The organism is Rhizobium sp. 42MFCr.1 (assembly GCF_000377185.1).
GTDB lineage: Bacteria > Pseudomonadota > Alphaproteobacteria > Rhizobiales > Rhizobiaceae > Rhizobium > Rhizobium altiplani.
The window spans coordinates 1-25,259 of the sequence record NZ_KB897875.1; the positions used below are offsets into that span (position 1 = coordinate 1).

The window sequence follows — 25,259 nt, forward strand, 5'->3', positions numbered from 1 at the left end:
TGGATGCGGACATCGGGATACTTGCGGGCGATCTTGGCAAGGAAGGTTGGCAGCATGCCCATGGTGGCCGGGTAGATGCTGCCGATCCTGATCTGGCGGATGCGGCTGCCGCCGGCAGCCCGCGTCAGTTCGGTGGTCAGGTCGATGTCGCTTAAGATCCGCACACAGCGATCGTAGAAGGTCTCGCCTGCCCTGGTCAGTTCCACCCTTCTCGTCGAGCGGATGAACAGCGGACAGCCAAGCTCCCTTTCCAGCGACATCACATGATTGCTGAGTGCCGGCTGGGCAATGTGCATCCTGGCTGCCGCCCGGCCGAAGTGCAGCTCCTCGGCCACCGCTTTGAAATAGGAGAGTTGGCGCAGTTCCATTCCGTTCTCACCGAGATTTAGTTCAAGCGCTTTTCGGGCGTAGATGTTCCACAGGGCGCACTACGCCCAGCAATCTGCGTTGATGACACTACGGATACAGTGTATTTATATCGAGACTTGGTATTCGTCAATACCCTGTATCGAAATAAATACGAGGTCGTATTTTTGGATCCCACTCAAGCGCGTGCTGCTCGCGCAATTCTGAAGCTTGGTGTACGCGAAGTCGCCGAACTTGCCAAAGTAACCGCCAACACGGTGAGCCGAGTTGAACAGGATGATCCCGGCCCCCGTGGGCCGCAACCTGTTACAATCGAGGCAATAAGACGAGTATACGAATCGCGAGGAATAATATTCTTCGATGAAGGGCCCGCTCCAAACGGAGGATCGGGTGTCCGCCTCGCCAGATGACACCCTGAACCCAAGCCTTGAGCCCCTAATCCTTCAGGTTCAAGGCTTGTTGCCGACAGCTACCAAATCCAGGCCCGCAGGATTCCCGCCCGGTGGCCGTGCACTTGCCCGGTTAGGATTTCGCCGAAACATATTCGGCGATCACCATATTTGCCGCAACGGTCACAGACCAACCGCTCTTCACGACCATGTCGGTTGTGAAGGCACCCTCATGAATTAGTCGTCTGGAAATCTCGTTCGCGACTGCATCGACAGGGAGGATGAGTGTCGATGACCAAAGCAAAGGGTCGAGGTCGCGTCATGGTGGAGCGACCATAACTGCCGGCGCAAACTGCAATCGTTGTGCCCATAGCATGTGTTTATTGAGCGTCCGAGACGCAGGCTCAAAAGTGCGCGTCCTCAAGGCCGCAGAATGGATCCACGGGGTTCGTTCCCATGAAGGGCTTGCGACCAAGCATGCAATCAACGACGGCTTCCTGGACGCTGTCCATTGTGGAATACGCGTTGATGTAGGCCGGTACTCTTGGCGCATCGTAGAGATGATATGGATGCCCGAAGGAGATCATTATTGACGGAATATTCGTCCAAGGCCGATACATCGCCTTGAAGAGACCCCCGCCCCCCATGCGATGCCAGTCGACAAATATCCTGCCCCGCACGAGCAGCGACTCATCGCCCAGCGCATAGATCACGAGATCGAAATCATCAGGTGTTGGCACAATGTCGGGTCGGTCAATCGTGACTTCGAAACCCTCCTTCTCCAAAAGCTCGGGTAGCACGAATTTCAGAGGCTGCGGGATAAGCGGATGGATGATACCTCCGTCGACCAGCAACACGCGCTTCGTCTCGGCCGGGTCGAGCGGAAAGATGCCTTGGACGTCCTTCACAAGCGTCGGCGATCGTCCGATGAACTCCTTCGATGCGGCTATGCTGTCCGGATGCGCAAGCACGTGGCGCGCTTCGGCGGCCTCAGGTAGAACATCCGACGGCTTAAAAAGCCTGAGGTGCGCCTTGAGCGCCAGCACGCGCAGTACAGCTGCCTCGAGCCGCTCAGAGGTAATTCGGCCGTCTTCAACGGCGGCCTTAACCGCAGCCATATCCTTCTCAGGCGCATCGCTGAAGAGGATCATATCACAGCCATTGGCAATGATGTCGGGCATTGTCTCTGTATGGTGGCCCCAAGCTGAAAGACCTCCCATGGGTGTCGCGTCGGAGACGATGATGCCGTTGAAGCCGAGCTCGTTCCGCAGGAGGTCAACGTTCAATAACCTGGAAACCGAGGCCGGTCGGAAGGCTTCGAGATCGGCACCCGGCACCTTCGACCGGACATAGGCCGGAAACGAAATATGCCCGCTCATTACAGCCAGCACGCCTTCGTTGATCATCGTTTTGTAGAGGCGACCGAAGGTTTTCTTCCACGCCTCCACCGAAAGCGGATTTGTCGTGGTAACAAGGTGCTGATCGCGGTCGTCGTATCCCTCGCCAGGCCAATGCTTCGCGGTGGCTGCCACACCATTTCGCTGCAGACTACGAACATGGGCAACCGCATGACGCTCGATCTTGTCGACATCGGAGCCATAAGAACGGGTACCGACGATCGGTGATCGGAAGGCGGCATTAATGTCAATAACTGGCGTGAACGACCAACGAACACCCATTGCGCGCCCTTCGCGTGCCAGGATTTCCGAAGTTCTCTCTGTTGCCTCGACATCGTCAACGGCCGCAAGCCCAAGTTGGCCGAGCACCGGGGTGCCGAATGCAAATGAATGTCGGCTGCCTTCAAGGTCAGCGCTGATGACAGGGGGAACTTTGCTCCTTGACACGAGGTCGGAAATGACCCGCCGCTCGAAGTCAAGATCGGGCGTAAAGAAGCGGGTTACGCCTCCAGGTTTTAGCGTACCAATGCGTTTGAACTCCACCTCATCGGTCCCGATCATGATCAAGATGAAGAGTTGTCCTATCTTATCATCGAGGTCGAGCGAGGCATAAACGTCACGAACCCACAGGATCGCAGGCTCATCGAGGTTGAAAGGCGCTTTGCGAAGTTCGTCGTAGGCCGTCATGATTCTCTCCCCCAAGGTGGCCGGCAAATGGACGATCGTCGCCATCCCACTACTACCCTCGACCATACCATACACATAGGTATCGGTGCCGATGCTTTCTGCGTATTCGACGTCCTCGGATCGGATAGCCGTCTGCGCCGTCGCCTTTGTTGAGTTCGAAACGACGCGCGTTAGCGCTCCATTTTGAGCCTTTGATCGAAGGCCTCAATAACCACATTTACCAGTTCCTGATGGATTTCGCGGCGTGAGTGTCCATCGCCGTCCGAGCAAATGGGCTCGTCGATGTCTGCGGATTTGGCCATCTCGGCCGCATCCGGCTTACACACTCCGAACATGCTATAATGGCTTGCATCCTTTAGCGTGAAATACCCGCCTTCGGGAATGACCCTTGCGATTCCCGAGGCGAGCAACGTCCGCGGGATCGTTCCAGGTTGGCCAATGTTTATGATCTCGACGGGGATCGAAACCTTCAAAAAAGATTCGATCTGAAAGACATCTACCGGAGCAGGGTCGATTGCCATTGCAAACGCAATGCGCCTGTCCCGATTGTCGCGATCAGCAAATTTCATGTCCATCACATGAAGGTCAACGCCACTTTGTTTTACCCATCCGCAAAGCGACGGATTGAGAGCATCGTTGTCACAGTAACTCCCCAGACGGATTGGATCGATACGACCACCAGCCAAAGCCAAGGCTGTATTCCCGCCCATCGAAAGCCCAAGCACACCGACCCTTTCCGGCTCAAGGTGATCTTCGAAAAGCGGCTGCTTTTCCAACGCGTCTAACGTTGCGCTGATATCCGCAGGTCTCAGCCAAAGCTTCATCGTTTCGGCTGCCGACCTGTTGCCCCCTCCGTTTCCGAAGTGAAGAGGAGCTGCCACGATGAACCCGTGCTTTGCCAGTGGCGTCGCTATCCAACTCATGGCTTGGGGAGTTCCCCCTAAACCAGCGCCATGAGATAGCAAAATCACAGGATATCTTCCGTGCGAGATAGGGGCGTCGAGCATGGCGTCCGTTCCGTAAAAGAACTGACTTTCGCCGAACGTGACAGGCTTGCCACCAGCGTCGGCCGGATACCAAACGGTCACCGGAAGTTCAGTGCCTCGCTCCTTGGAGGGCGCTGTGATCTGCCGGACGCCCACGAGTGCACTGTCTGCGGCTGAGCGCTGCGCTATCGCCATTGAAAGGACGCTGGCGCAGAACATTGCAGCGATTTTGATCAGCATTTTCCTCGAAGCTCCTCATAGCCATGGGTTATGTCGGAACTTGTCGCGGATCGAAGGGCGACGCGCCCAAGATCACGATTTCGAACGTCCAAGATCACGTTTTAGGACGTATCGCGCATCGGCGTTTGAACTCATGCGGGGGCTATCGAATGGAAGCTTGTTTGGGCAGACCGGGCGCGGCAGAACTCTGACCTCCAGAGCTCCGATAGCCGCTCGGGGTCATGCCCGTGACCCTAAGAAATTCTCGATTGAAGTTTGATTTTGTACCGAACCCCGCCTCCAGCATGATTGCCGTTATCTGATCGCTTGTCGTCACCAGCCGCTGTTTGGCATCGCTCACTCGATATTCGTTCACGACCTGGGAGACGTTGCGGCCGTAGATTCTGTTCAAAGCGCCGGAAATCTGGCGTGCTGGAATACCTGAGCGCCTTGCGAGACGCTGTAAGGTCAGGTCTGGGTCACGATAAAGATGTTGCTCCCGCATCAATGTATCGATGTGATTTGCTATCGCTTTATCCTCCATAGGATCCGAAGGAACCTGCTGTGCGGATGAGGGATGGTCGAATTCCTCCGAAAGCGCATTCCCCTCATCACCGGGACGGGCATTGTCCGCAACAGTGGCGGCGTAACCGGCAATGGCCAGCCATAAAACGCCCGCAATCGTAAGAACCATTCGGCCCTGCTCGCCCTTTCCAAGGAAAAAATCAACCGCCACTATGGCGTCGATGAAGGACGTCACGACCAGCATAACCGCCACTGCGACAAGCGCCTTGTGAGCAGGCCACTGATCAGCGATGCGTACAGAGGAAAGCGCGTCCGGCCCCTCTTTGGCAATCTTGAGAAGTGCAAGGCCGTAGCCGAGGTAGGTGGCAAAAAGAACGATATCGATTGGAGCACGCCATAGGGTGACCAGAATGGCAACGAGGATCGCGGGCAGCAGGTGTGGCAGGATATCATTGGACGTTGCGAGCCTATCGCGTCGCAGCTGGTTGAACGCGGCAAAGCATAGAGCTGGGAGGATCGCCGCCACGACCGGCTGAATGAGACGCGCGGGATACCAACCCAGGTTCCAATTCAACCCCGACAGGATCGCCTGAGCGGCAAACGTTGCAATGAGCAGAGAAAACAGACCGAGTTTATATTCCGCCTGCCGCATCGTCCGAAGGAGGATGAGGCAAAGAAGAAGGGATATAACAAATGGCAAAGGTATCGAAGGCATCGCTGAAAGTGACACTTTTTCCTGTACCAGCGACGATACAGGATAGATTGTTTTCTTCAATGACCGCAAAGGCGCATTGTTGCCATCTCTGTCACGGCGGTATTACTCGAAACAGCAAGACGCGCGTGTGCGAGGCAAACGGCGCTTACGATCGACTTCACTTTTCTCGATGACGAGAAGGTATAGGCGATGTCGCGCGGTCAAGATCAATCTATCATCCCTTCACCCTGAAGGTAGCCTTTTTCCCGGGGATCGGGCATGAGAATGGCGGCGACGAGCGCAATGACCATCATTGCGGTCACGTACCAGAAGAACCAACTCTCGTGACCGATTGACTTGAACCAAAGCGCGAAATACTCCGCCGTTCCGCCGAAGAGCGCATTGCCGATCGCATAGGCGAAGCCGACACCTAGTGCTCTCACCTGTGCCGGGAACATTTCCGATTTCACGATACCGCTGATGGACGTGTAGAGACTGACGACTGCAAGGGCGCCCGTGACGAGGAAAAAGGCACTGTATGCGCTTGTGGTGCGTCCTATGACGGTGAGAAATGGAACGGTCGTCAGAATGGAAAGACCGGCCCATAAAAGCATGGAATTGCGCCTGCCGATCCTGTCAGACATGGCGCCAAAGAGCGGCTGCATCAGCATGTAGACGAAAAGGACCGTCGTCATCGTCAGGCTTGCGACCTCCTTGTCGAAGCCGGCGGTATTGACGAGGTATTTTTGCATGTACGTGGTGAACGTGTAGAAAATCAGCGATCCTCCGGCAGTGTAGCCGACGACGATGAGAAACGCGCGCAAATGGTTGCGCAGGAGGCCACTCAGCGTCCCCGCCTCCTGCATCGTGCGGGTCTCTTCAGTCGACGTCTCCTGGAGCGAGCTTCGCAGATAGAGCGCGATCACGGCTGCCACACCGCCGATGGCGAAGGGAATGCGCCAACCCCACGCACGCAGCTGCGCCTCGTCAAGGAACTGCTGTAGGATGACAAGGACGAGCACGGCGAGCAGCTGGCCGCCGATCAGGGTGACATATTGAAATGAGCCGAAGAAACCGCGGCGACCGGCAAGCGCTACCTCGCTCATATAGGTCGCGGTCGTGCCATACTCGCCGCCCACAGAAAGCCCCTGGATGAGGCGCATGAGAAGGAGCAGAAGCGGCGCGAAGACGCCGATCGAGCTGTAGGTTGGCAAAATGGCGATAACAAAGGATCCGCCGCACATCATCGTAACCGAAATCAGCATCGCACGCTTGCGGCCCACCCGGTCGGCAATGCGACCAAACAACCACCCCCCGATCGGTCGCATGAGAAAGCCCGCAGCAAAGATAGCAGCAGCATTCAGCAACTGACTGGTCGCGTCGCCTTCCGGGAAAAACTCCGACGCGAAATAGAGTGCTAGGAACGAGTAGACATAGAAATCATACCATTCAACAAGGTTGCCCGAAGCACTCGCCATGATTGCAAAGACGCGTCGCCTTGTATCTGTTGCGTCAGGCGAAAGGGGAACTGAAGTCATGGCCTCTCCGAGTTCGAAATATGTTGCCGAAGCGGGCTTCTCAACCACTCGTTGATTAATTATTATCAGTTGCACAATGCCACACGTCAGGGGAGAGCGAAACCATTATTTTGCCCGGTACCTGGTGCTGACACAGACTACTACTCCAAGTAATCGCTCTGATCTTCCTCCGGTCGCTCCTCGCGCCAACGGCAACGCGGGCTTCGGTCCGGCATCGCCTTTCTCAAGGGTGACATTCCTCCACCCCGCACGAGCGCGTCCACCAACGGAACGACAATTGACGCCGCGGCTGACTGACGCGGAAAGTTTGCCACAGGGCCGAAATTCTTGGACGTAGCGCGTTCGGCGACAACATCAACGCACACCGTGAATGCCTTAGAGTGTCACCAGCTCGGGAGATTCCTAGACGACCGATATAATTGTCACCGCCAAGTTCTGAAGAACCAGGCGATGGCCGCGACAACCGAAGAACGTTGTTAAATGGGGGACGGAAATCGTCCCTTTTAACGTAAGAGCTGATCATCTCGTAGGCACCTCGCGTCCCGAACCGACGGCGCGTCCGAAATACGGCCGCCGCTCCGTTTCGCTTGCTCTTAGGGAATGACGGAGCCTCAACAGGTCCTTGCGGGCTACGAGGCCGACGAGCTGGCCGTTATCGGGATCGACGATTGGAATGCGGCCGGCATCGGTTGCCAGCATCAGATCGGCAACGTAACCGACCGTGTCATCGGGGTGAGCAAGCGGCACGGAGCTATCGGACACCAGATCGGCGAGCGGCTGACTGCGCTCCACACGTTCCTGCTGCCAGCGCAGAGCGTCACCGCGCGACATCCGACCCTTGAGGATGCCTAGGTCATCGACTACCGGATAGACCCGGTGCGTCTTCGATCGCGTGGTTAAGAAATCGATCGCCTCCCCGGCGGTCATATCGGCCCTGAGGCTATCGACCTTGGAGATCATGATGTCACGCGCGCGGGCAAATTCGAAGGGATCAATGCCATATTCACGGGTGATGTGCTGGCCACGGCGGGCGATCTTTTCCGTCAGGATCGAGCGGCGCAGCAGGAGAACGGTGACCGCGTAGGCCGCCACCGTTGCCGCCAGCAGCGGCAGCAGCGCCTGGACATCGCCGGTCAGTTCGACGGCAAAGAAAGTGCCGGTCAGCGGCGCCCGCATCGTGCCGCCCATCATCGCCGCCATGCCGAGCAACGCCCAGAAGCCCGGATCGCCCGGCAGAACAAGTCCGACAAGCCAGCCGAGCGCACCGCCGAAAATCAGGAGCGGCGCCAGCACGCCGCCTGAGGTGCCCGATGACAGCGCCACGAGCCAGATCGCCGCCTTGACCAGCAGGATGGTCAGCACCGCTTGTGGCAGCAGGCTGCTGTTCAGGAGACCATCGATGATATCGTAGCCGACGCCGAGAACTCGCGGTTCTATGAGCCCGCCAAGCCCGATGATCAGCCCGCCCAGCGCCGGGCACCACATCCAATGGATGGGCAGCGCTTCGAACAGCTCTTCAATCTTGTAAAGAAGCGTTGTCAGGATGCCCGACTGCAGGCCGGAGAGGATGCCCATTCCGGCGCAGAGCAGCATACCCCACCAGGGCAGATCCATGTGGAATTGTCTTGGAAAGAGAGGACCGGCTTCGAACAGGAAAGGGCGCCAGCAGATCGACACACAGGCGGCGACGGCGACAGGAATGAAGCTGCGCGGCTTCCATTCGAACAGCAGCAGTTCAACGGCCAGCATGATCGCGGCGATCGGCGAACCAAAGATCGCAGTCATGCCTGCCGCGGCACCGGCGACCAGCAGCGTCTTGCGCTCGGCCGAACTCAGGTGAAAGCATTGGGCAAAGAGCGAACCAATCGCGCCGCCGGTCATGATGATCGGGCCTTCAGCGCCGAAAGGGCCGCCCGTTCCGATCGAGATTGCCGAGGAAATCGGCTTCAAGATCGCCACCTTTGGCGACATCCGGCTGCCACCGATCAGGATCGCCTCGATTGCTTCAGGAATGCCGTGGCCGCGGATCTTCTCCGAGCAAAAACGAGCCATCAAGCCAATGACAAGACCGCCGAGAACCGGGATTACCACCATCCAGACCGAGCGCGGTACCGCTGCCAACGAGACGGCATGGGTACTAAGGCGGCCGAACCAGACGAGGTTGGTCACCAGCGAAATGAGGCTGACCAGGACCCAGGCGGCAAAAGCGCCGCCGGTGCCAACGATCAGCGCCATGCCGATCAGAGCGATGACGCGCTTGTCGGTGGTGAAGTCTCCGGCTTCGCGCCGCGAAAGGCCGCCCATGAAATCATGCGGCCGGTGGGTATTTTGTGGGGACATGGGGGTTCCTGTTGACAGGCTGGCAATGAAGCGCCAGATATATCGTATTACGATCTAATGCAAGTCATGCTTTGAGGAGCAGGCCGATGCCCAAGGAAGCCCTGTCAGAGATCGAATATGAGGCACTTGCCAATCTGAGATACCGGATCCGCAAATTCCGCCAGTTCAGCGCCGGGGCGGCCAGCCGTCTCGGCCTTTCACCACCGGAGCATCAGGCGCTTCTCGCCATCAAGGGGTTGGGGATCCGTGGCGAAATGAGCGTTTCCAGCCTCGCGGAAAAGCTGTTTCTGGCGCGTGCCGCGGCCACGGAACTGACGGAAGGATTGAAAGCCCGCGGCTTTCTGACCGTCGTCATCAAGCCGAAGCGCCGCATCGTTGTTCGATTGACAGATCAGGCGGAAGAGCTATTGCGTCGACTGACGCCTGCCCATCTTTATGAGATCCGGGAAATGGCGCCGGAGTTGATGCAGGCGCTGCGCGCGCTGCAGGATCACCGGCGGATGGAGATGGCGGCATGGATGCAGTGATCTTGCCGGTAGCAAGCCAATGACGGCAGGGGATTGATGGCCAGGAAGCAGATAGACGATCTGACGGATGCCGATTACGAGGCGCTGTCCAACCTGCGCCATGCACTGCGCCAGTTCATGGATTTCAGCGCCTCGGCTGCCCACGAAGAAGGATTGCCGGCGCAGCAGCATCAGTCCCTGCTCGCCATCAAGGGCCACCACGGCGAGGAAGCGATGTCGGTCGGCCTGCTTGCCGAGCGGCTGCTGATCGCGCCGCATTCGGCAACCGAACTCGTCGGCCGGCTGGTTGCGGCGGGATATGTGTCGCGCACCGTCGATCCCAACGACAAGCGCCGCCACACGCTTGCGCTGACCCAGAAGGCCGAAGCGGTCCTCAAACGGCTGACGGCTATTCATCTGAGCGAGATTCGCGAGATGGCGCCACGGCTGATCGCCATCCTCCACGGCCTCCAGGATGGAGTTGAGCTAAATGGTCGCGCGAACATAGGTAGTGAGAAAGGCAATCCGTTTGAAACATGGATGTCGAACGTAAAGAGTCGATAGCCGTACTTCTTACCAGGGGATGCGATGCGAGAAGCCTCACACATCAGGGCGGCACATATATACCGCGATGTCTGTCTCCGAGGTCTTTGCATGGAGGCCGCTGTCGACCTGGTTGTCTAATCGCATCCCGTTAGTCAAGGTGGCCTGGGCAAGCGAGATCGTCCGATCGTGTCCGCCAGGAGGTGTGTAGCTCGGTGGTAGCGAAGCCGCTCGCGATCGCGCCCCCAAAAGCGCCGTAGGGAGCGGGCGGCGTAGCGGGCGGTCATATGGCGCGTTCTCGGTGTTCGCTCAGTGCTTCATTTTGACGTGAGGCAATCGTATGTCGGGAACATGGTTGTCTCCGCGGTCGGTACAAGCCCGCCGCATCATGGTCCTCGCAGGCAAGGTCTTCCTATGTTTTATGCGCAGTCTCTGGGAGCTGCCGCCACGTGAACGGAATGACCCGACCTACGTCCACGACAGGGACGCCTCGTCGCGTCAGAAGGATGACGCGCTGAGAGAGTCATCGGCTGTCAGAGCTTCATTATACGATGGCGCTGGCCGATGGGTTGAAGATTTCCCCTGTCTTGAGCATGGTATGCATGATGACCGCGAGTTTCCTGGCGACAGCCACTGCGGCGCGCTTGAAGCCAAGCCGTTCGCGCAACTTGAGCCCCCAGTCTTTGAGTCGGCTTTCAGTCCTGGCGCCGGTTCGTGTCAGCATCACGGTCGCGGCTTCGTAAAGCAGCGCGCGCAAATGGTTGTCGCCTCTCCGTGAGATATGACCATCATAATCGACCTCGCCCGACTGATAGCGGCGTGTGGTCAGCCCGAGCCAGGCGCCGATTGAACGCGAAGTCCGGAAGTTTTGCGGATGCTCGATGGCAGCGACGTAAGAGATCGCCGTGATGGCACCTATGCCGGGAATTGTCGTCAACAGCATCGTCGACTGGCTCTGCCGCGCCGCTGCGAGCAGTTGGCGATCAAGAATTGCAGCACGCTTGCGGATGTCGCGCCACGCATCGAGCAGCGGCAAAATGATCCGTGCAAGGTTGTCATTCCCAGCGAGAAGCTCTCTCACATTGCCATCGAATATCCGACCTTTTCCTTCGGGGACAATGAGACCGAACGTCTTCATGACACCCCGGATCTGATTGCCGAGTTGCGTTGAGATGTGCACGAGCTTATCGCGGGCCGCCACCAAGGCGCGGGTCGTCATGGCGTCGAACGACTTGACGCGAACCGCTTTGTAGAAGCCGGCTTCGGCCATCTGGGCCAGGCCATCCGCATCATTGGCATCCGTCTTGTTGAGCGTCTCGTGCAATATCTTTTGCGCGTGCCGCGCTTCTATGCAGATCGCCGGAAACCCCTCGTTCGTTAGCGCATGATAGAACCAAGTCGACAACGGCCCTGTTTCGAAGACGACACGCCTGGCATGCGGCGCATGCTTGCGGATCGTCTCTGCCAGGAGCTTCGGGTCCGAAGGACACTTTCCTCGCCAGATCCGCTTTCCGTCCTCTCGGATCGAAATCGCGGTATCTTTCAATGAAACATCAAGCCCGATATATTGATTCATGGTTGCTCTCCGTTTGATGTTGGGCCCGGTTCGAATCGAGAGCCCGTTTTTCCATCTTATCGGGGGCAACCACCCCAGCCAGCCATCATCTATAGAAATAGCCTGGGACGATCGCGCCGCGATTACCCCATGTTTTATCATGGCGTGATGGCCGAAGGCGCTCCGGCGACCTGCATCGAAGCATAGCAAGCGCAAAAGGTATTGAACGAGACTTCGCTTTAGAGGGACGTATTCACTGAGCCCGGATACCTTGTCTTCAGCGCGTTGCTCACCTCAGATCGTTCACGATCCGCGTTTCGACGACCGCGCGTCATTCACACACCGAACGGGAACGTTTCCGCCACCCGTCGAGCGCGCGCGGCCGGCGGCGCCTCGACTTCGCGGTCTGCACCGCCTGCCGGAAGACAGGCCCGCATATCGAGACCAGTCTACAGGCGGACGAAATCATCACCGCAATCAATGTTCCCTTGAAGCGGCGGTTCGCGCGCTCGAAATATCTGAAGATCAGAGATCGCGAATCCTACGGCTTTGCCAGATGTGGTCGTATCGGGAGTATTGCCAATCCTGGCTGGAATACCAACGCTAGGAGCCGCTCGGGAAGTCCTCATTGATTTCATCCATCTCCAGGACGATGTCATATGGTGCCTTGGCTTCGGCCAGCAACACGTTCATATGACCGGGTAGACGGCCCGCGACTGAGTGAATGGCAAAGCGACATTCTTCCCAGCCGCCCGAAGCTTGCGTGTCAACTCTGACACGGCCCGCTGTGCTTGAGCAACAGCCATACCGTAGCCCGGTACGATAACAACGCTCTCCGCATCATTGAGTGCTGATGCCACACCTTCGGCATCAATCGCAACCTGCTCGCCTTCTATTGCCATCGTAGGTCCGGCGTTAGCACCAAAGCCACCCAATGATCACTGAGATGAAGGAGCGGTTCATCGCCTTGCACATGATGTAGGAAAGAAAAGCGCCCGATGAACCGACCCCTGCGCCGGTGACGATCAGGAGATCGTTACCGAGCGTGAAGCCGATCGCTGCAGCGGCCCATCCGGAGTAGCTGTTCAGCATGGAGACCACGACCGGCATGTCAGCGCCGCCAATGCCCCATGATCAGATGATACCCGATGAAGAAGGCCGCAAGGGTCATGACGACGAGCGTCCAGGCTTCGGCGCCGTTGACGTACTTCAAGAGCAGCATGATTGAGAGGATCGCGGCGCCTGCATTGAGGAAGTGGCCGCCAGGAAGCTTCGTCGCCTTCCCATCGACCTTCCCGCGTGGACGACCATAACTGCCCGCGCGAGCCCTGCCACTGCAATCATTGTGCCGATAGCATGTGTTTATTGAGCGTCCGGAACGCAGGCTCAAAAGTGCGCGTCCTCAAGGCCGCAGAGTGGATCCACCGGATTCGTGCCCACGAAGGGCTTGCGACCAAGCATGCAATCAACGACGATGTAGGCCGGTACCCGTGGCGCATCGTAGAGATGATATGGATGCCCGAAGGAGATCATTATTGACCGATACATCGCCTTGAAGAGACCCCCGCCCCCATACGATGCCAGTCGACCCGCACCAACAGCGACTCATCGCCCACCTCATAGATCACGAAATCGAAATCATTACGGGTTGGCGCAATGTCGGGTCGGTCAATTGTGACTTCGAAACCCTCCTTCTCCAAAAGCTCGGGAAGTACAAATTTCAGCGGGATAAGCGGATGGATGATTCCTCCGTCGACCAGCAACACGGGCTTTGTCTTGGCCGGGTCGAGCGGAAAGATGCCTTGGACGTCCTCCACTATGGATTTTACTAGCAAATTTGTCGATCACCGCCCTCCCTAGTGTCTACCGACACTACGCTAAGCTCCTAGGTTGATGTTTCCTATTTCGCGCTGTTCCGATCAGCCGCGTTCAGCGCCTTGACGGTGACCGCTGCAATGAGACCAGTCAGCACAATCCCGGCAAAACCGATTACCAATGCCAGCACCCGAGCCGAGAAATGTTTGGGCGTGAAATCGCCGTAGCCGATGGTAAGTCCTGTTACGAAGGTGAAGTAGAGCGCTTCACCGATCCCCCAATCCTCAATGCGCCAAATTGCAATGCCGCATACAACCATAACGGTGATGATCCCGGACAAAATTGGCCACACCACGCCAATCTGCTCGATGAGGGCGTTGAAGAACATGCGCCTCATTTGCTTTGCGTTCTGCCCATCGCCTGTTTTTGCTGTCACGACCTTCGACCTTTCTACGGTTAGTGCCATAGGAGCCGCGACGGAGGGCGCACGGCCCGTCCCACCTCCTTTTTGCCTGGAGCGCTTGATCGTCTGCACAGCGGACACTCGGGCAGCGTCGAGGGCAAGTCGATCGGAGCATCCCGAGCAGCACCGATCATTGTTGCCACATCCGCATCATCACCAGACGTGGCAGATACTGTTCTACACCATGTCTTTCCTGGTCAGGCTCCTAGCAGTTATACACACCGGCTGCGCACCGCCGCGACGAGCGTCTCGCCACGCCGGCCACACTGACCGGGGTCAGGGGACGCCCGACTCTTGCCTCCGCAGGCGAGACAAAACTATGAACACTTGGGATCGAAAGCCCTTCGCCCAACTCGAGCCCCGCAAGTCCCATGACGGCGGCGATCAAAAGAACGCCCAGTTTCCTGAACACTGTCATTTTTTTCCTCCTACGGCAAAATGTGCCGGTAGTTCATCGATATCGTTGAGTTCCTTGAGATCGGCCTTTTTGGCGCCGGTTGTGTTGTTGAAGGAAAAATCGTCAGCGGCAACGTCAGCGTCGCTTGCTTTCCAATCTCTGATCTGGATGCTGTACTGTGGTGCTCGGTCAACCTTCACTGCGGTGACCACATATCGGCAGGGATAAGGGTGCCCGCCTTGGGCGATCCATATCTGCCAATCGACGTCCTTGTTGCGAAACGCGAGATGATCGCATTCCGTACCGCCGATCACGCCGCTGCCGAGATCCTTCACATCGACCACGTCGGCGATCAATTCATCGAAAACATGGGGAAGCAGCAGGTCAGCGCCGGGAATGGGCTTATCAAGCTTCTCCCTCAATTCATCGACTAGATGTTCGACCGTACCGGGCACATCCACCTGAGTGTAGAGATTCAGGTTCTTTCCCAAAACGGTGAGAGTCTTTCCGTCGAAGACCATTTCGACATCGGCAAAGCCCCCGGTCCGGGCGACGCGGATCTTGTCGGGCCGGCCGAGCTCGATCTTGCCCGAACTCGCAAGCAGCAACTTCTGGTGTTGCTTGGTGACAACCTCGAGATTGCTGTCATATGCAAATGAAATGGCCTTCTGCGCATCCAAATAGTCCGACATCGACTTCAGCAGGGCCTTGGCTTCCGCCTCGCCGGCGGTTGCGCCCGATGGTGATCCCAACACAAAGATCAGTAATAACGCTGATGGAAGCGCAACCACACTCGGCCACATGACGTTTCGCGTTATCCTCTTCATAGAAGTTCGCCTCCCTTGCTGTTTGAAACGATGCCCTGTCTGCCTCGGCTGTTGTAAATCGGACTCGGCCGCCCATTTCCAGCCGCAGGCTCCCAGCCCGAACGACGCAAAAGCATACAGGCAACACGGTCTCGGAACGGAACTCCGGACCAGTGCCTCATGCGCAGACCGCCGACCGCGGTGCCAATCTCTCGCTTCTTTGGCGCGGTTCTCGACGCCTCGAATGCGTCCCTGTAGCCGCGGGAAATCGTGCGCAAGCCGCGCCCAATGTCGTCGCAGGCTTCGTCGGGCAGGTTCGAGTTGGGCGCCCGAGGCGGCTCCCATTCAAAAGCACGATAGCGTGTGGCTCGGCCACTTCCTTGGCGTCGAGGTACGCGATCAACGGCCGCAGCACTAGCGCATCCTGCCCTGAGAAGAATTGGCTAATCCGGCTAGATTTTTGCATCGGATCACGCAACATAATTACCTCCGCCGAAAAATATTCGCTGGAAAAGTAAACCTGCCTGCCGAAACTCTACATTGACCTCAGATCAGTAACCACTACTCGCTATATTAGTAAAAATCTATGTATATCTGGGCCGCTGGAAGTCTTTTCACGATTGGAAAACACTGGCGACCACTCTCGCGGGATCGCGATCAGCGGTTTGCACGGACCGATACTTTGGCGTCAGCGCCCCACAGGACATCACCCACTCGATGCCTTCGTACTTGGATCGACGCGCTATTGACCCGACAACACGAGGGTCTGCACGGGAAGCAGCATCGCTTGCATCCGTAGAATCATCGCATAGGCCGACGGTATCCACAACATGTAAGAACGGCCATCGGAACGAACCGATATTCTTGTCGGCAAGCGCATCATGATTGTTTGTATAGGCAATCGCGATGCTACTGCTGCCTGCCGGTACGCTGACGGTCTTCCTGCAGCCGCTGTTCGAAGGAGGGCTCGATGAACGGTCCCTGGCGTCGCGATTTGTTGAACGTCGATGAGTTGGTCTGAAGGTCGTAGCTGCCCGGCGGCGATCACATCCTGGACCTTAGTCACGACCAATAGAATGATGGCAAACGGCTTTCCGATACGCCTCGGCAATCATTCCATTCCTCATGACCTGCGCTCGATCTGACCGAAACCCGCAATCAGCGTGCCCTTCCCCGCGCCTGTGGGAACAAGGATGCCAGCCGGTCGTATCATGGTGTTGACCACGTCGCCCTTTCGCAGCGTGAATTGTTGGCCAGCACCAGAAACACCGGCTCGCACGAGCGTCTTGTCCAGCTCCACTATCGATCATACTGGCCAGACGTTCGACCTCGCGCCGAGCAACGGCATCGGTTTTCAGGAGTTGGGACTTCATCTCGTACTCGTCAACCGCCACCTGAAGAAGACCCTCCGCCTCACGGATCTGCGCGTCTGCTGTCGTGAGCTCCGTCCGAGCCACCTTTGCTTCTCTGCAATCTGCCGACGCGCCGTCTACACGGCTGCTTTCTGCTGTGAGCCATCCAGCCGGAAAAGCGGCGCGCCAGCCGCAACCTTTCGTTAACCCCGACCCAAACCTCATCAACGCGTACCACCGTCTCCGGCAGGATTGTCACCGTGCGGAAGATCGCCATCGCGCTCTTGGCAGACGGGTGGAAGTAAAAGATCATTATGATCAGCGAAATTGTGATTACCAAGTAGGCTGAGATACCCCAGCGCAATTCGCACTACATCGTGCAGAGGGTGATTTCCTGACCGATTCGATTTCCTGCACAAAGATAGTCAGCAACGAGCAAAGCATAAACTCGAACACGGATAGATTCCTTCGCCCTTATTGTCACTCTTCATTTCGCTCTCGGCGCACCTTACGACATCAATTGGGTTCCAACGCCATATCGCCGGTCGCTTCACGATCGCGCCCGTAACGCTTTACTAGCGATTGCGCGATCGAATAGAGCGGTGTCGAAAAGTCGGGTGTTTGGATGAAGGCGAGAGAAGACCCGCGGTCCAGAAAAGATGATGTGAGTGAACAGAGAGATCAGCGCCAGAACTGCACCGACTTCCATCTGCACCTTGCTGGTGCGATGTGCCATACGCTCAGGAATGGCGTGAAGCTGAAAGTAGAGATTGCCAAGTCGGGTTGTCCGGGCTCTACGACCCGGAATATGTTCGAGAGCGGCTGGATGGACAGATCGAGCCGTCGAAGTTTCCTCCCTCTGAAAGCTGACGCATCCGCTAGTCCTCAATTTACCCTGTCTGGCTTATAGTAGGTCACTGCGATGCAATACATGTAATGGTCGTATTTCGGTATAAACCGCTACCGCCGCCGCTCGTCAGCGGTGCGCGTTGTCGTTCAATCCCGCGCGCGTGACCGACCCGGCGCACGTATTCGTCGCTCTCTCAGCAACGTCTGGAGAGAGCTAGCCCGGGGCAGAACCGCCAAGCCCTTGCGTATCTGCGATCCGCGCAAGTGCTGCGTCCTCAGGCAACAGATAAACCCTTTCAATCATCTTATCGAGTAGATCCCGTTCCAGTCGCAACGCCGGCTTCCGGGTTTCCGGCAGGACCGCATCCAGATTTTCGATCATAGCGCGTAGGCGCCGTGCGATTTGAAGATTCTCCGTCCCGTAGATCCTGATTTCGCGGCAAGTCAGTTGTACGAAATCCTCCCAATAGGGCGTCGGAAATACGACGCGTAGGCGCCCCTCGGCATCACGTATGTAGTCGTTGCCGAGTTGGCGCCGGCCGACGCTGCGCAGGAGTCGATGGAGCTGATCGATAGCAAGCACGGCTGTGGTCGGGTCGTTTATCGCCTTCGAAAGGGCTTTAGTGGCGATGTCGACAATCACCCTGAAGGCAAAGGTTGGGTCCTGCTCTATCGTCCGCTCCCGCCCGAAAGCGACGGTCCGGCGAAGCTCGTGGTCGGCAACCGTGGCCGCACCCCCATGGAGGCGAAACAGCGGTTGGCGTTGCGACACGAAATCACCGATGCGCGCTCCGAGCTCGATGATGCCGTCTGCCCGCTTCGCTTGGGCTACCAGCGACTTCACGTCAACAGCAAGGATGATGGCGGAGGAAGCGGTATGGGCGACGATCCGCTCAGGCGCTCCAAGCGGATGGTGCGGCGGTGACTCTCCCTCGTCCTTTGATAGGGGAGCAGGGTAGATGAGGTTTAGCACCTCGAAGCCCTGCTCAGCAACGCGATGAATGATGCTGACAGGTCGAAGCAGCCGGGCCGAATAGTCAATGAAATAAAGAAAGGCCGCCAGCGATGCCACGCCAAGAATGCCTGAAAACCAAACAATGAATGACGGAGCGGATGTGTTTACGCGACTTATCACGCCAATCGCAAAGAGCAGCGTGAAAATAAACAAGCCGACCGTGAAGCGGATGACATTGTCGCGCAGGAGTGTCGTGGCGATGATCCGGGGAGTAAGCTGCCCGCTTGCGATCTGTATGGCCACAAGGAGCGAGCCGAAGGTGAAGACAATGAAAGATAGCGCCAAGCTGATGATGGCTTGCATCGCAGCGACCGTGCCTTCGGTACCGAGCGGCCAACGCGGGACCCACGTCGTCCACTCCTCGAGCCCCAGCGCCGCGCGAAAGAGTATCTGCTGAAGAACAAGCGCGAAGAAGGGCACGATCCACAACGATGATCGCAGATAACTCCTGAGCGCGTAAAGCTTGTTCCAGCTCATTTAATCCTATTCCTCTCGGATCTCACCCAGCGTTCAAAGCCCGGCAGTGCTGTTATTTTCGCATGCCAACGCCCCGTCAACGCGTTTAAGCGCCCGACCTAAAGGCACCGACACGACGATCACGTTCCTCCCCTTCCGCCTCATGAACAATACGGTCCTTTGGTGAACCACTAAGGCTGGCAATTAACCCGCCGCATCTTTCGCCGGCAGTACGCCGCCGACACCGCATTGACCAATTGTGGCCACTGTCGGCACTGCAAATCGCAAAACTCAGGGCCCGTCGAGCAAGGTTTGCACTCGCTCGCACGACGTTAGAAGGTCACACAGCATAACAAACTCATTCGGGTCGTGCGGCGCAGCCGCCAGACCGAACCAGTCCGACGCCTCAGGTCTTGGCGCCCACACCAACCGCTCCTCGAGAAGATAGACGCCGTAGACGACGTCAATGCCCCCTCGGGTGCTCAAATTCAGGCCCGGACGCATGCCGTAGGCAGTCAATGCCGCATTCAGCACGATCGCCACCTCAATCAGCGTGGCTCGATAGCCCGGCTGGCGTATGACCTCCGTCCCATGCACGCGCTCTAGCCAAGTTGCGCCCAGTTGAACCACGACCAGCGTGCGGTCCACGATCTGACGTAGGTCCTTCTGAGTCATGATTTTCATGTACTTGGCCGGTTCCAGATGGATATCGACCGCTGCCGAAACCGCACCGCACCGACTGTGGCCGAGAACAACGATGGTGCGCAGGCTGTCCCTCAGATGGTCGACTGCATAGCTGAGGCTGCCCATGACATCGTCGCCCAAACCGTTGCCGGCAACCCTGACAACGAAGAGGTCATTCGGCCCTTCTGAAAAGATAAGCTCCACCGGAACACGCGCATCAGCGCAGCCGACGACAGCAGCAAATGGTTGCTGTTTGGGTGCTGCGCTGTGTCGATGAAGAAGGCCGACATCATGCGGATCGACACGAATGCTCAATTTTGCCGGTTTGGAGTGGGCCGCCCGATCAAGGAGTTCAGCGAAGGCGCGATTTCCGCCCTCTAGTCGTAGCCGGGCAGCATTTGCATCCGACGGGAGCGGCCTATGAGCTGCGTCAAAGGAAAAGCGGTAAGTCACCTCGGCCAACCAGGTCGGATCTCCCGCCGAAGGGGTTTCAGGCAGTTTGCTTACCATGCTGGAGTGCCCTCCCAACAGCGATCGGCTCGTGTGCTGGTACGTGACTTTTCGATCGCTACACCTACGTTATTGCGATTCATGTAGGCATCGATAAAGAAGCGGCTGCGCTATGCCATGGGTCGCCTACCGCGCGGCTGGCATCTCCTCGCCCGGTATCCCTCGCACGACGTCCTGGTCGTTATCTGCCATCCATGCGCTCAGCAAAGTGTAAGCAATAGCGAGAACGGTGGGTCCGATAAAAATTCCCAGGACCCCAAAGGCAATCAGACCGCCGATGACGCCCGCAAGGATAAGCAGTATTGGCAGATCGGCGCCTCTGCGTATCAAGACTGGACGGATGAACTGATCCATCGTTCCAGCCACAACGGTGAATACTAGCATTACGGTCGCCCACACCGCATCGCCCGAATAATACATCCAAACCACCACCGGCACCATTACCAGGCCAGGGCCGATCTGAATTAGACAGAGGATGAAGATCCCTGCGGTCAGCAACCCCGCGAAGGGTACGCCGACCACCAGGAGACCGATTCCTCCGACCGCGGTCTGAGCCACTGCCGTCACCACAACACCGAGCGCGACACTCCGGATCGCTTGTCCGGCCAAACGTATAGCCATTTCGCCCCGATCGCCGCCGAGGCGACCACCGAATCGAACCGCGGTGGCCGCCGCTTTTTCGCCGCCTGTATACATGATGGCTGCTATGACAGTCGTCAGCAGGAAATGTAGAAGCATCGTGCCCAAACTGCCCGCAGCTGAAGCAAACCATTGCGTCAGCGCTCCAGCATAGGGCGCAAGCATGGGGGCGAACTCCTGCAGCCGCGTCGACGCCAGTTTTGCCCAGGCCTCGGTGGCGCGTGCGCCAACCAACGGCACATCGGCTAGCCAAATCGGCGGCTGCGGCAGCTGCATGGAGAGGAGAGTGCGAACGAAGCCGCCGAATTCATCGATGTTTGTGACGATAATGCTGACGGCAAGCCAAAATGGCACGATCAGCACGAGCAGCAGGACCAGTGTCATGATGCACGTGGCGAGGCCCCGGCTACCGCCGACGTGGCGTTGCACCCAAAGCATCAGTGGCCAAGTGGCGATGACCAACGTCATAGCCCAGACGATTGCCGGAAGGAACGGCTGCATCACCCAAAAACTTGCGACAAGGAGGCTGCCGATGAACAGCACCGCTAGCGTCCTGCGAGTAAGGTCATCTCGACGATCTGGAATCATTTTTGTCCCCACACCCGACAGCCGTTGTAACACGTTCTCCCCCGTTTCAGGAGCACAATTAGCGTACGCGTACCGGCGCCCTCGATACACCCCGCGCGCTCGATAGAAGTTACAGCTGCCATCCAACAGACAGGGTAAAAAGCAAGTCAAAGCACCACACTCAATCCGATACCGGGTGGACCAAGCAGAACTCACGTCGCTTCGATGGAGCTAATCCGGTTTGCAGCGCTTGATTGAAGCTCCTTTCCTCTCTTTTATCTAGCCTTACACCGCCGGATCTCGCAAAACGATTTTTAATCGAGAAAGGAGCTCGATACGCCGATGGTTTCGAATGTTGGTCCTGCCACGATGATGTCCTTCCGTGCTTATGCCACCCAATGTCAGCTGGTTTCATTGCGACGGTCATCATCAACGCTGCGTCCGTCAATGCGATTTACAACGCCTTGCTTCGCGCAACCTGACTTACGTCTCGGGGCGGGTTCATTGTTCTCGCGTCAATTTTATAAAAATACGTGTATCCCTTACCTTCTCATGCTATTATTAGTAGTTACTAATTCTCACTTTGCCAGGTCGTCCTGATCGTGGGTTGGTGGGGTTGGTGAACTTAGCGCCATCCGCAAGCAACAAGCACTCGTTCTGATGAGCGGGGCTTAGGGAGGAAGTCATGACACGCTGTGTTTCAATCGCAATAGCACTTGCCTGCATGGGTGTTACAAGTCAGGTATTGGCCGCGGAGGTGGACATGTCGAAACTCACCTGCAAGGAAGTGGGTGCCATGCCTGCCGCAAAAACTATTGGCGTGGCGATGTGGGTAAACGGATACGTCCACGGCAAAGCTGGGAATGCCATGATCGACGGCGACAAAGCCCACGCCAATGCGGAGAAGGTCGTCGCCTACTGCAAGAGCAACAGCAGTTCCACGCTAGTGGACGCGATCGAAGCGGTCTCCAAGTCGTAGCTGGGACAGTGGCGGCACAAATGCCGCCATCTTGGGCAGAGAGACCACGAGCCTCTTCAAACGGGAGATGGACAATGTTTCGATTCAAGCCTCTATTCGCGGGCCTGGTGGCTGGTATATTCCTTGCGGGACTGCCATCCATATCTTTGGCAACAGAGCAGGGACAACAGCGCAGGGCTGCCCGCGATGTCCGCCAAGACACACGACAGGGCGCACGAGCTACGAAGCAGGCATGCCGCTCGGCTAACGACAAAAGTAACGCCGCGTGCCGGCAGGATAAGCGGAACACGAAGCAGACGGGCCGCCAGACGGGCAGAGATATCAAATATTGAACCCGTCGACTTGCAGCCCAAAGCAAGCCCGTAAGGCGCTGCAAAGGCGGTGACTTCGAACCGACGGATCGGTTTGAGGTCGGCGAGCCTGACAGCGCGCGCCACCTCGCACGCAGATAGGAGTGCGGATCGCATCAGCACGCAGTCTCCGAGGGTTGGCGTCTCCACCTGCCGCGAGTGCTTCTCGCGCTCCCCGTCGAAGTGGGTCACTATCGGTGGTGAAATTCTCTGGCATCCATCTCTACGGAAATATGCCGGCAGCTTTGCTGCCAGCACTGCCGACGTCGTTGCTGTAGCGATGGTCGACTTCATCCTCGTTTTCCTACGTTGGTCCTTCAACGTTGATGCGCAGGAAAAAGCGAATTCAATCGGTGAAACGCGGCCGATGACAGCACCAGCTATATGCGGAAAACTCGCCACCGGTGTGAAGGTGACGGGGCTGAGGTGGTCGGGCCTATTTCGCCCTATCGAGCACAACCCTTCCTTCGCACATCGGCGAGCCGCACGGCTTTCCCGATTTCGGATTGATGCCGGGCTATCGGGCCTGCGTAGTTAGTGAAGATCGGTGGGCGTCTCTTCGCTTTCGTTTGCCCTGCGATCCGCAAGCAGCCGATCTAAAGCCCTATGCTCTGGCCCAAACGGGCGCTGGTTCAAAAATGAAGTGACAAGGGTTTTCGTTTCGTGACCGCCCGACGAGGGGTTCCCACGATGAACGACGACCTCTGTATTAGTCACGTCATCGATCCCCAAAAACCACCGATCGCCATTCGCGCTCGAGGCAAATTCTCTTAGATTTTCCAAGTTGAAACTCCTTCCTTGAAGAAGAAACTAGGACTCTACAGCGGGATTGCGACAAAATACTTGGGAGCGTCTATTTTCAGGCCGAGAAATAACGTTCGGTCTCCTTAGACGAGTTGCTGGAGCAGACCTGTGGGAATATCTCGATCGACGGCGCAGCGCCTTAAGATGCTGTGCTCTATGCCGCAAGCCTCGCCTTCGCTCGACCTTTGATCCAAACAGAACACCCCATAACGCGCACACTCAATTAGGAGACCGTAGTGCCAAAGACCGCGGACGCGGCAAGGCTGATCCAAGGTGCTCAGGGCGCGAACCGTGCCCCGTTGCAGCGTTTGCAAAGAAGCACGAAAACGCAACTTCCGATGCAAAACGGATTATCAATCACCATGGCTGTGATCGGGATTCTTGCGATAAACTCGACGCCGAAGCCGCGGTCACTCAGACCGAGCTTGCATCGGCGGACGGGCAGATCCAGGAGGCGCAGGGCGCGCTTCAGGTGGCCGTGGACGAATACGAGATGAAGGCCCAAACTCCTGACAAAGGACTATAGAAAGCCGCAAGGGCTTCGGTGGGAGCCGCGATCGCGAAGCAACAGACCCTTGAAGCCAAGATCAGCGCCCTTTGCCTGCGCAAAAGGCAAAGCTGCTCTTGCCCAGGCACAGGTGGAGCTGGACAAGACGCCGGTACGGGCGGGCCTCGCGGGCACGGTCCAGCACTCCACGCCCCGGCCGGGCGGCGTTGTCAATACGATGATTCGCCCCGCGGGCATTCTCGGGCCGACGGGTGCCGGCAAAGGCACCCTGATTGCAGGCTTCGACCAGATTCGAGGCGCAGGTGATGAAGCCGGGCATGATTGCCGAAGCCACGTGCATCGGGAAGCCCTTCACCGTCATTCCGCTGGTCGTGACCCAGGTTCAGGACGTAATCGCCGCCCAAAATTCGCATCTCAGTCTTGACTGGTAACGCCCAAGACTGAGTTTGAATTCGCCGGTAAGAGTGCAGTCGAGCGGGCGAGGCCAGATAGAGGACATAGTGCTCGGCTGCGTCCGCCAGTGCCAATGCAGCCTCCGACTCCCGCCAGCCGGCATTTATCGCTGAGATCACAGTGTTCCGGGCGATCTTGTCAAATACACGAGAACACTGTGCCTCGCGGCGCAAATCATTAACGTGGAAAGTAGGTGCCGGGAGGTCGGAAGACATGATGTCCTCATTTCGGTCGGGGCAAGGGGTTGAGGACCCAAAACGGCAGCGCCCTGATAATTGCTGCCGAAGTTGAGAAGATGCGCCTTCGAAAGATACGAAGCAAGCTTATTAACGCATGTCGTCTCACATACCTATGAAAGCTCAGCTCCCCGAAGACAGTCGCACCTTTACCAAGCTGCCATCAGCCTCGCCATATGGGCCCGAAGCTCTATCTCGTCCAGAATGCGACCGGCGGCTTAAAGATCTGCCAGGATGAAGAGGCCTGAAACAAAGAAAATGAAATATAAAGACGGAATTTATTGCGTGCCATCAAAAAAGTATTTCAAGAATTCCAAATAAAATGGATGGAAAAATAATATATTAGTCATTAATTACTTTTTGGGTTATTGTAGTTCTGCGCAATATTGCGCGTTTTCATTCAGATTGGATATGGACATGCTAGACATGACCTGGCTTCGCCCCGGCCTATGGGGAGCGGCATGCGGCGCGGCCGCACTTGCCATCGTCGGCTTCACATGGGGAGGTTGGGTGACCAATGGCAGTGCTCAAAAAGCCGCCGGGATCGAGCGAACCTCGGCCATCGCGGCTGCGCTGACGCCCTATTGCCTCGAGAGGGCCAAATCGGATCCAGCTTCGGCAGAGATCTTGG

16 protein-coding genes and 6 pseudogenes are annotated in these 25,259 nt (G+C 57.3%); 5 read left to right on the forward strand and 17 right to left on the reverse strand.

Going from position 1 to position 25,259, the window contains the following annotated elements; all coding sequences use genetic code 11:
• From C934_RS0129895 to C934_RS0129930, 6 genes are all read right to left on the reverse strand, one after another.
• On the reverse strand, positions 1-368 hold a 368-nt coding region (locus C934_RS0129895; protein ID WP_018860193.1), incomplete at its 3' end, for a LysR family transcriptional regulator.
• Between the two features lie 791 nt (positions 369-1,159).
• Positions 1,160-2,839, reverse strand: a complete 1,680-nt coding sequence (locus C934_RS0129910; RefSeq protein WP_018860196.1) for a glycoside hydrolase family 3 protein — start codon at positions 2,837-2,839, stop codon at positions 1,160-1,162.
• A gap of 170 nt (positions 2,840-3,009) precedes the next feature.
• Positions 3,010-4,065, reverse strand: coding sequence for an alpha/beta hydrolase family protein (locus tag C934_RS0129915; protein ID WP_018860197.1), 1,056 nt, complete (start codon positions 4,063-4,065; stop codon positions 3,010-3,012).
• A gap of 142 nt (positions 4,066-4,207) precedes the next feature.
• The gene (locus tag C934_RS0129920; RefSeq protein ID WP_245268050.1) at positions 4,208-5,344 is read right to left on the reverse strand and encodes a helix-turn-helix domain-containing protein; all 1,137 of its coding nucleotides are present in this window, start codon (positions 5,342-5,344) and stop codon (positions 4,208-4,210) included.
• 146 nt (positions 5,345-5,490) lie between these two features.
• Complete coding sequence (locus tag C934_RS0129925) at positions 5,491-6,801, reverse strand: MFS family transporter (protein ID WP_018860199.1); 1,311 nt, start codon at positions 6,799-6,801, stop codon at positions 5,491-5,493.
• Positions 6,802-7,320: 519 nt separating this feature from the next.
• Positions 7,321-9,141 carry a chloride channel protein gene (locus tag C934_RS0129930; protein WP_018860200.1) on the reverse strand — a complete coding sequence of 607 codons (1,821 nt, stop codon included), beginning with the start codon at positions 9,139-9,141 and terminating at the stop codon, positions 7,321-7,323.
• A gap of 86 nt (positions 9,142-9,227) precedes the next feature.
• Here C934_RS0129930 and C934_RS0129935 point away from each other — a divergent pair, with 86 nt between their 5' ends.
• Positions 9,228-9,668, forward strand: a complete 441-nt coding sequence (locus C934_RS0129935) for a MarR family winged helix-turn-helix transcriptional regulator (RefSeq protein ID WP_018860201.1) — start codon at positions 9,228-9,230, stop codon at positions 9,666-9,668.
• A gap of 36 nt (positions 9,669-9,704) precedes the next feature.
• Positions 9,705-10,211: a MarR family winged helix-turn-helix transcriptional regulator gene (locus tag C934_RS32975; protein ID WP_018860202.1), complete on the forward strand. Its 507-nt coding sequence runs from the start codon at positions 9,705-9,707 to the stop codon at positions 10,209-10,211.
• A 523-nt stretch (positions 10,212-10,734) separates the two neighbouring features.
• On the opposite strand, the gene C934_RS0129945 is transcribed toward C934_RS32975, so the two are convergent.
• The 11 genes and pseudogenes from C934_RS0129945 to ydiK all read right to left on the reverse strand — a co-directional run bounded on the left by C934_RS0129945 (position 10,735) and on the right by ydiK (position 21,319).
• Complete coding sequence (locus C934_RS0129945) at positions 10,735-11,766, reverse strand: IS110 family transposase (RefSeq protein ID WP_018860203.1); 1,032 nt, start codon at positions 11,764-11,766, stop codon at positions 10,735-10,737.
• Positions 11,767-12,357: 591 nt separating this feature from the next.
• Positions 12,358-13,048, reverse strand: a pseudogene (locus tag C934_RS36265) (NAD(P)(+) transhydrogenase (Re/Si-specific) subunit beta); the annotation flags it as partial.
• Positions 13,049-13,131: 83 nt separating this feature from the next.
• Positions 13,132-13,568 (reverse strand): annotated as a pseudogene (locus C934_RS0129975) (glycoside hydrolase family 3 protein); the annotation flags it as partial.
• Positions 13,569-13,645: 77 nt separating this feature from the next.
• A complete protein-coding gene (locus C934_RS0129980) occupies positions 13,646-13,957 on the reverse strand; it encodes a potassium channel family protein (RefSeq protein ID WP_113489788.1) in 312 nt (103 codons plus the stop codon).
• A 271-nt stretch (positions 13,958-14,228) separates the two neighbouring features.
• Positions 14,229-14,441, reverse strand: a complete 213-nt coding sequence (locus C934_RS36030; protein ID WP_018860209.1) for a hypothetical protein — start codon at positions 14,439-14,441, stop codon at positions 14,229-14,231.
• On the reverse strand, positions 14,438-15,247 hold the full coding sequence (locus C934_RS0129990) for a DUF2092 domain-containing protein (RefSeq protein ID WP_018860210.1): 810 nt from the start codon (positions 15,245-15,247) through the stop codon (positions 14,438-14,440). Before C934_RS0129990 ends, C934_RS36030 begins: the two co-directional genes overlap by 4 nt.
• Before the next feature lie 721 nt (positions 15,248-15,968).
• Positions 15,969-17,034: pseudogene (locus C934_RS36035) on the reverse strand (HlyD family secretion protein).
• Positions 17,004-17,386: pseudogene (locus C934_RS36040) on the reverse strand (hypothetical protein). The pseudogenes C934_RS36035 and C934_RS36040 overlap by 31 nt, the downstream one beginning before the upstream one ends.
• A gap of 255 nt (positions 17,387-17,641) precedes the next feature.
• Complete coding sequence (locus C934_RS0130010) at positions 17,642-18,919, reverse strand: DUF2254 domain-containing protein (protein WP_018860213.1); 1,278 nt, start codon at positions 18,917-18,919, stop codon at positions 17,642-17,644.
• Positions 18,920-19,189: 270 nt separating this feature from the next.
• Positions 19,190-19,897 (reverse strand): carbonic anhydrase, encoded by a 708-nt coding sequence (locus C934_RS33360; RefSeq protein WP_245268051.1) that lies wholly within the window; start codon positions 19,895-19,897, stop codon positions 19,190-19,192.
• Positions 19,898-20,218: 321 nt separating this feature from the next.
• A complete protein-coding gene (gene ydiK / locus C934_RS0130020; protein WP_037090698.1) occupies positions 20,219-21,319 on the reverse strand; it encodes an AI-2E family transporter YdiK in 1,101 nt (366 codons plus the stop codon).
• Positions 21,320-21,983: 664 nt separating this feature from the next.
• On the opposite strand from ydiK, the gene C934_RS0130030 reads away from it, so the two are divergent.
• From C934_RS0130030 to C934_RS0130055, 3 genes and pseudogenes are all read left to right on the forward strand, one after another.
• Entirely contained in the window at positions 21,984-22,277 is a 294-nt protein-coding gene (locus tag C934_RS0130030) for an HdeA/HdeB family chaperone (RefSeq protein WP_018860216.1), read from the forward strand.
• A gap of 1,542 nt (positions 22,278-23,819) precedes the next feature.
• Positions 23,820-24,340 (forward strand): annotated as a pseudogene (locus C934_RS36045) (HlyD family secretion protein); the annotation flags it as partial.
• A gap of 705 nt (positions 24,341-25,045) precedes the next feature.
• Positions 25,046-25,259: pseudogene (locus C934_RS0130055) on the forward strand (hypothetical protein); the annotation flags it as partial.

Excerpts from the sequence above, each read along its gene's own strand:
- C934_RS0130030 (WP_018860216.1), top strand. The coding sequence starts at position 21,984 with ATGACACGCTGTGTTTCAATCGCAATAGCACTTGCCTGCATGGGTGTT.
- C934_RS0129925 (WP_018860199.1), bottom strand. The coding sequence starts at position 6,801 with ATGACTTCAGTTCCCCTTTCGCCTGACGCAACAGATACAAGGCGACGC.
- C934_RS0129935 (WP_018860201.1), top strand. The coding sequence starts at position 9,228 with ATGCCCAAGGAAGCCCTGTCAGAGATCGAATATGAGGCACTTGCCAAT.
- C934_RS0129915 (WP_018860197.1), bottom strand. The coding sequence starts at position 4,065 with ATGCTGATCAAAATCGCTGCAATGTTCTGCGCCAGCGTCCTTTCAATG.
- ydiK (WP_037090698.1), bottom strand. The coding sequence starts at position 21,319 with ATGATTCCAGATCGTCGAGATGACCTTACTCGCAGGACGCTAGCGGTG.
- C934_RS0129990 (WP_018860210.1), bottom strand. The coding sequence starts at position 15,247 with ATGAAGAGGATAACGCGAAACGTCATGTGGCCGAGTGTGGTTGCGCTT.
- C934_RS36030 (WP_018860209.1), bottom strand. The coding sequence starts at position 14,441 with ATGACAGTGTTCAGGAAACTGGGCGTTCTTTTGATCGCCGCCGTCATG.
- C934_RS0129945 (WP_018860203.1), bottom strand. The coding sequence starts at position 11,766 with ATGAATCAATATATCGGGCTTGATGTTTCATTGAAAGATACCGCGATT.
- C934_RS0129980 (WP_113489788.1), bottom strand. The coding sequence starts at position 13,957 with ATGAGGCGCATGTTCTTCAACGCCCTCATCGAGCAGATTGGCGTGGTG.
- C934_RS0130010 (WP_018860213.1), bottom strand. The coding sequence starts at position 18,919 with ATGAGCTGGAACAAGCTTTACGCGCTCAGGAGTTATCTGCGATCATCG.
- C934_RS32975 (WP_018860202.1), top strand. The coding sequence starts at position 9,705 with ATGGCCAGGAAGCAGATAGACGATCTGACGGATGCCGATTACGAGGCG.
- C934_RS0129930 (WP_018860200.1), bottom strand. The coding sequence starts at position 9,141 with ATGTCCCCACAAAATACCCACCGGCCGCATGATTTCATGGGCGGCCTT.
- C934_RS0129910 (WP_018860196.1), bottom strand. The coding sequence starts at position 2,839 with ATGACGGCCTACGACGAACTTCGCAAAGCGCCTTTCAACCTCGATGAG.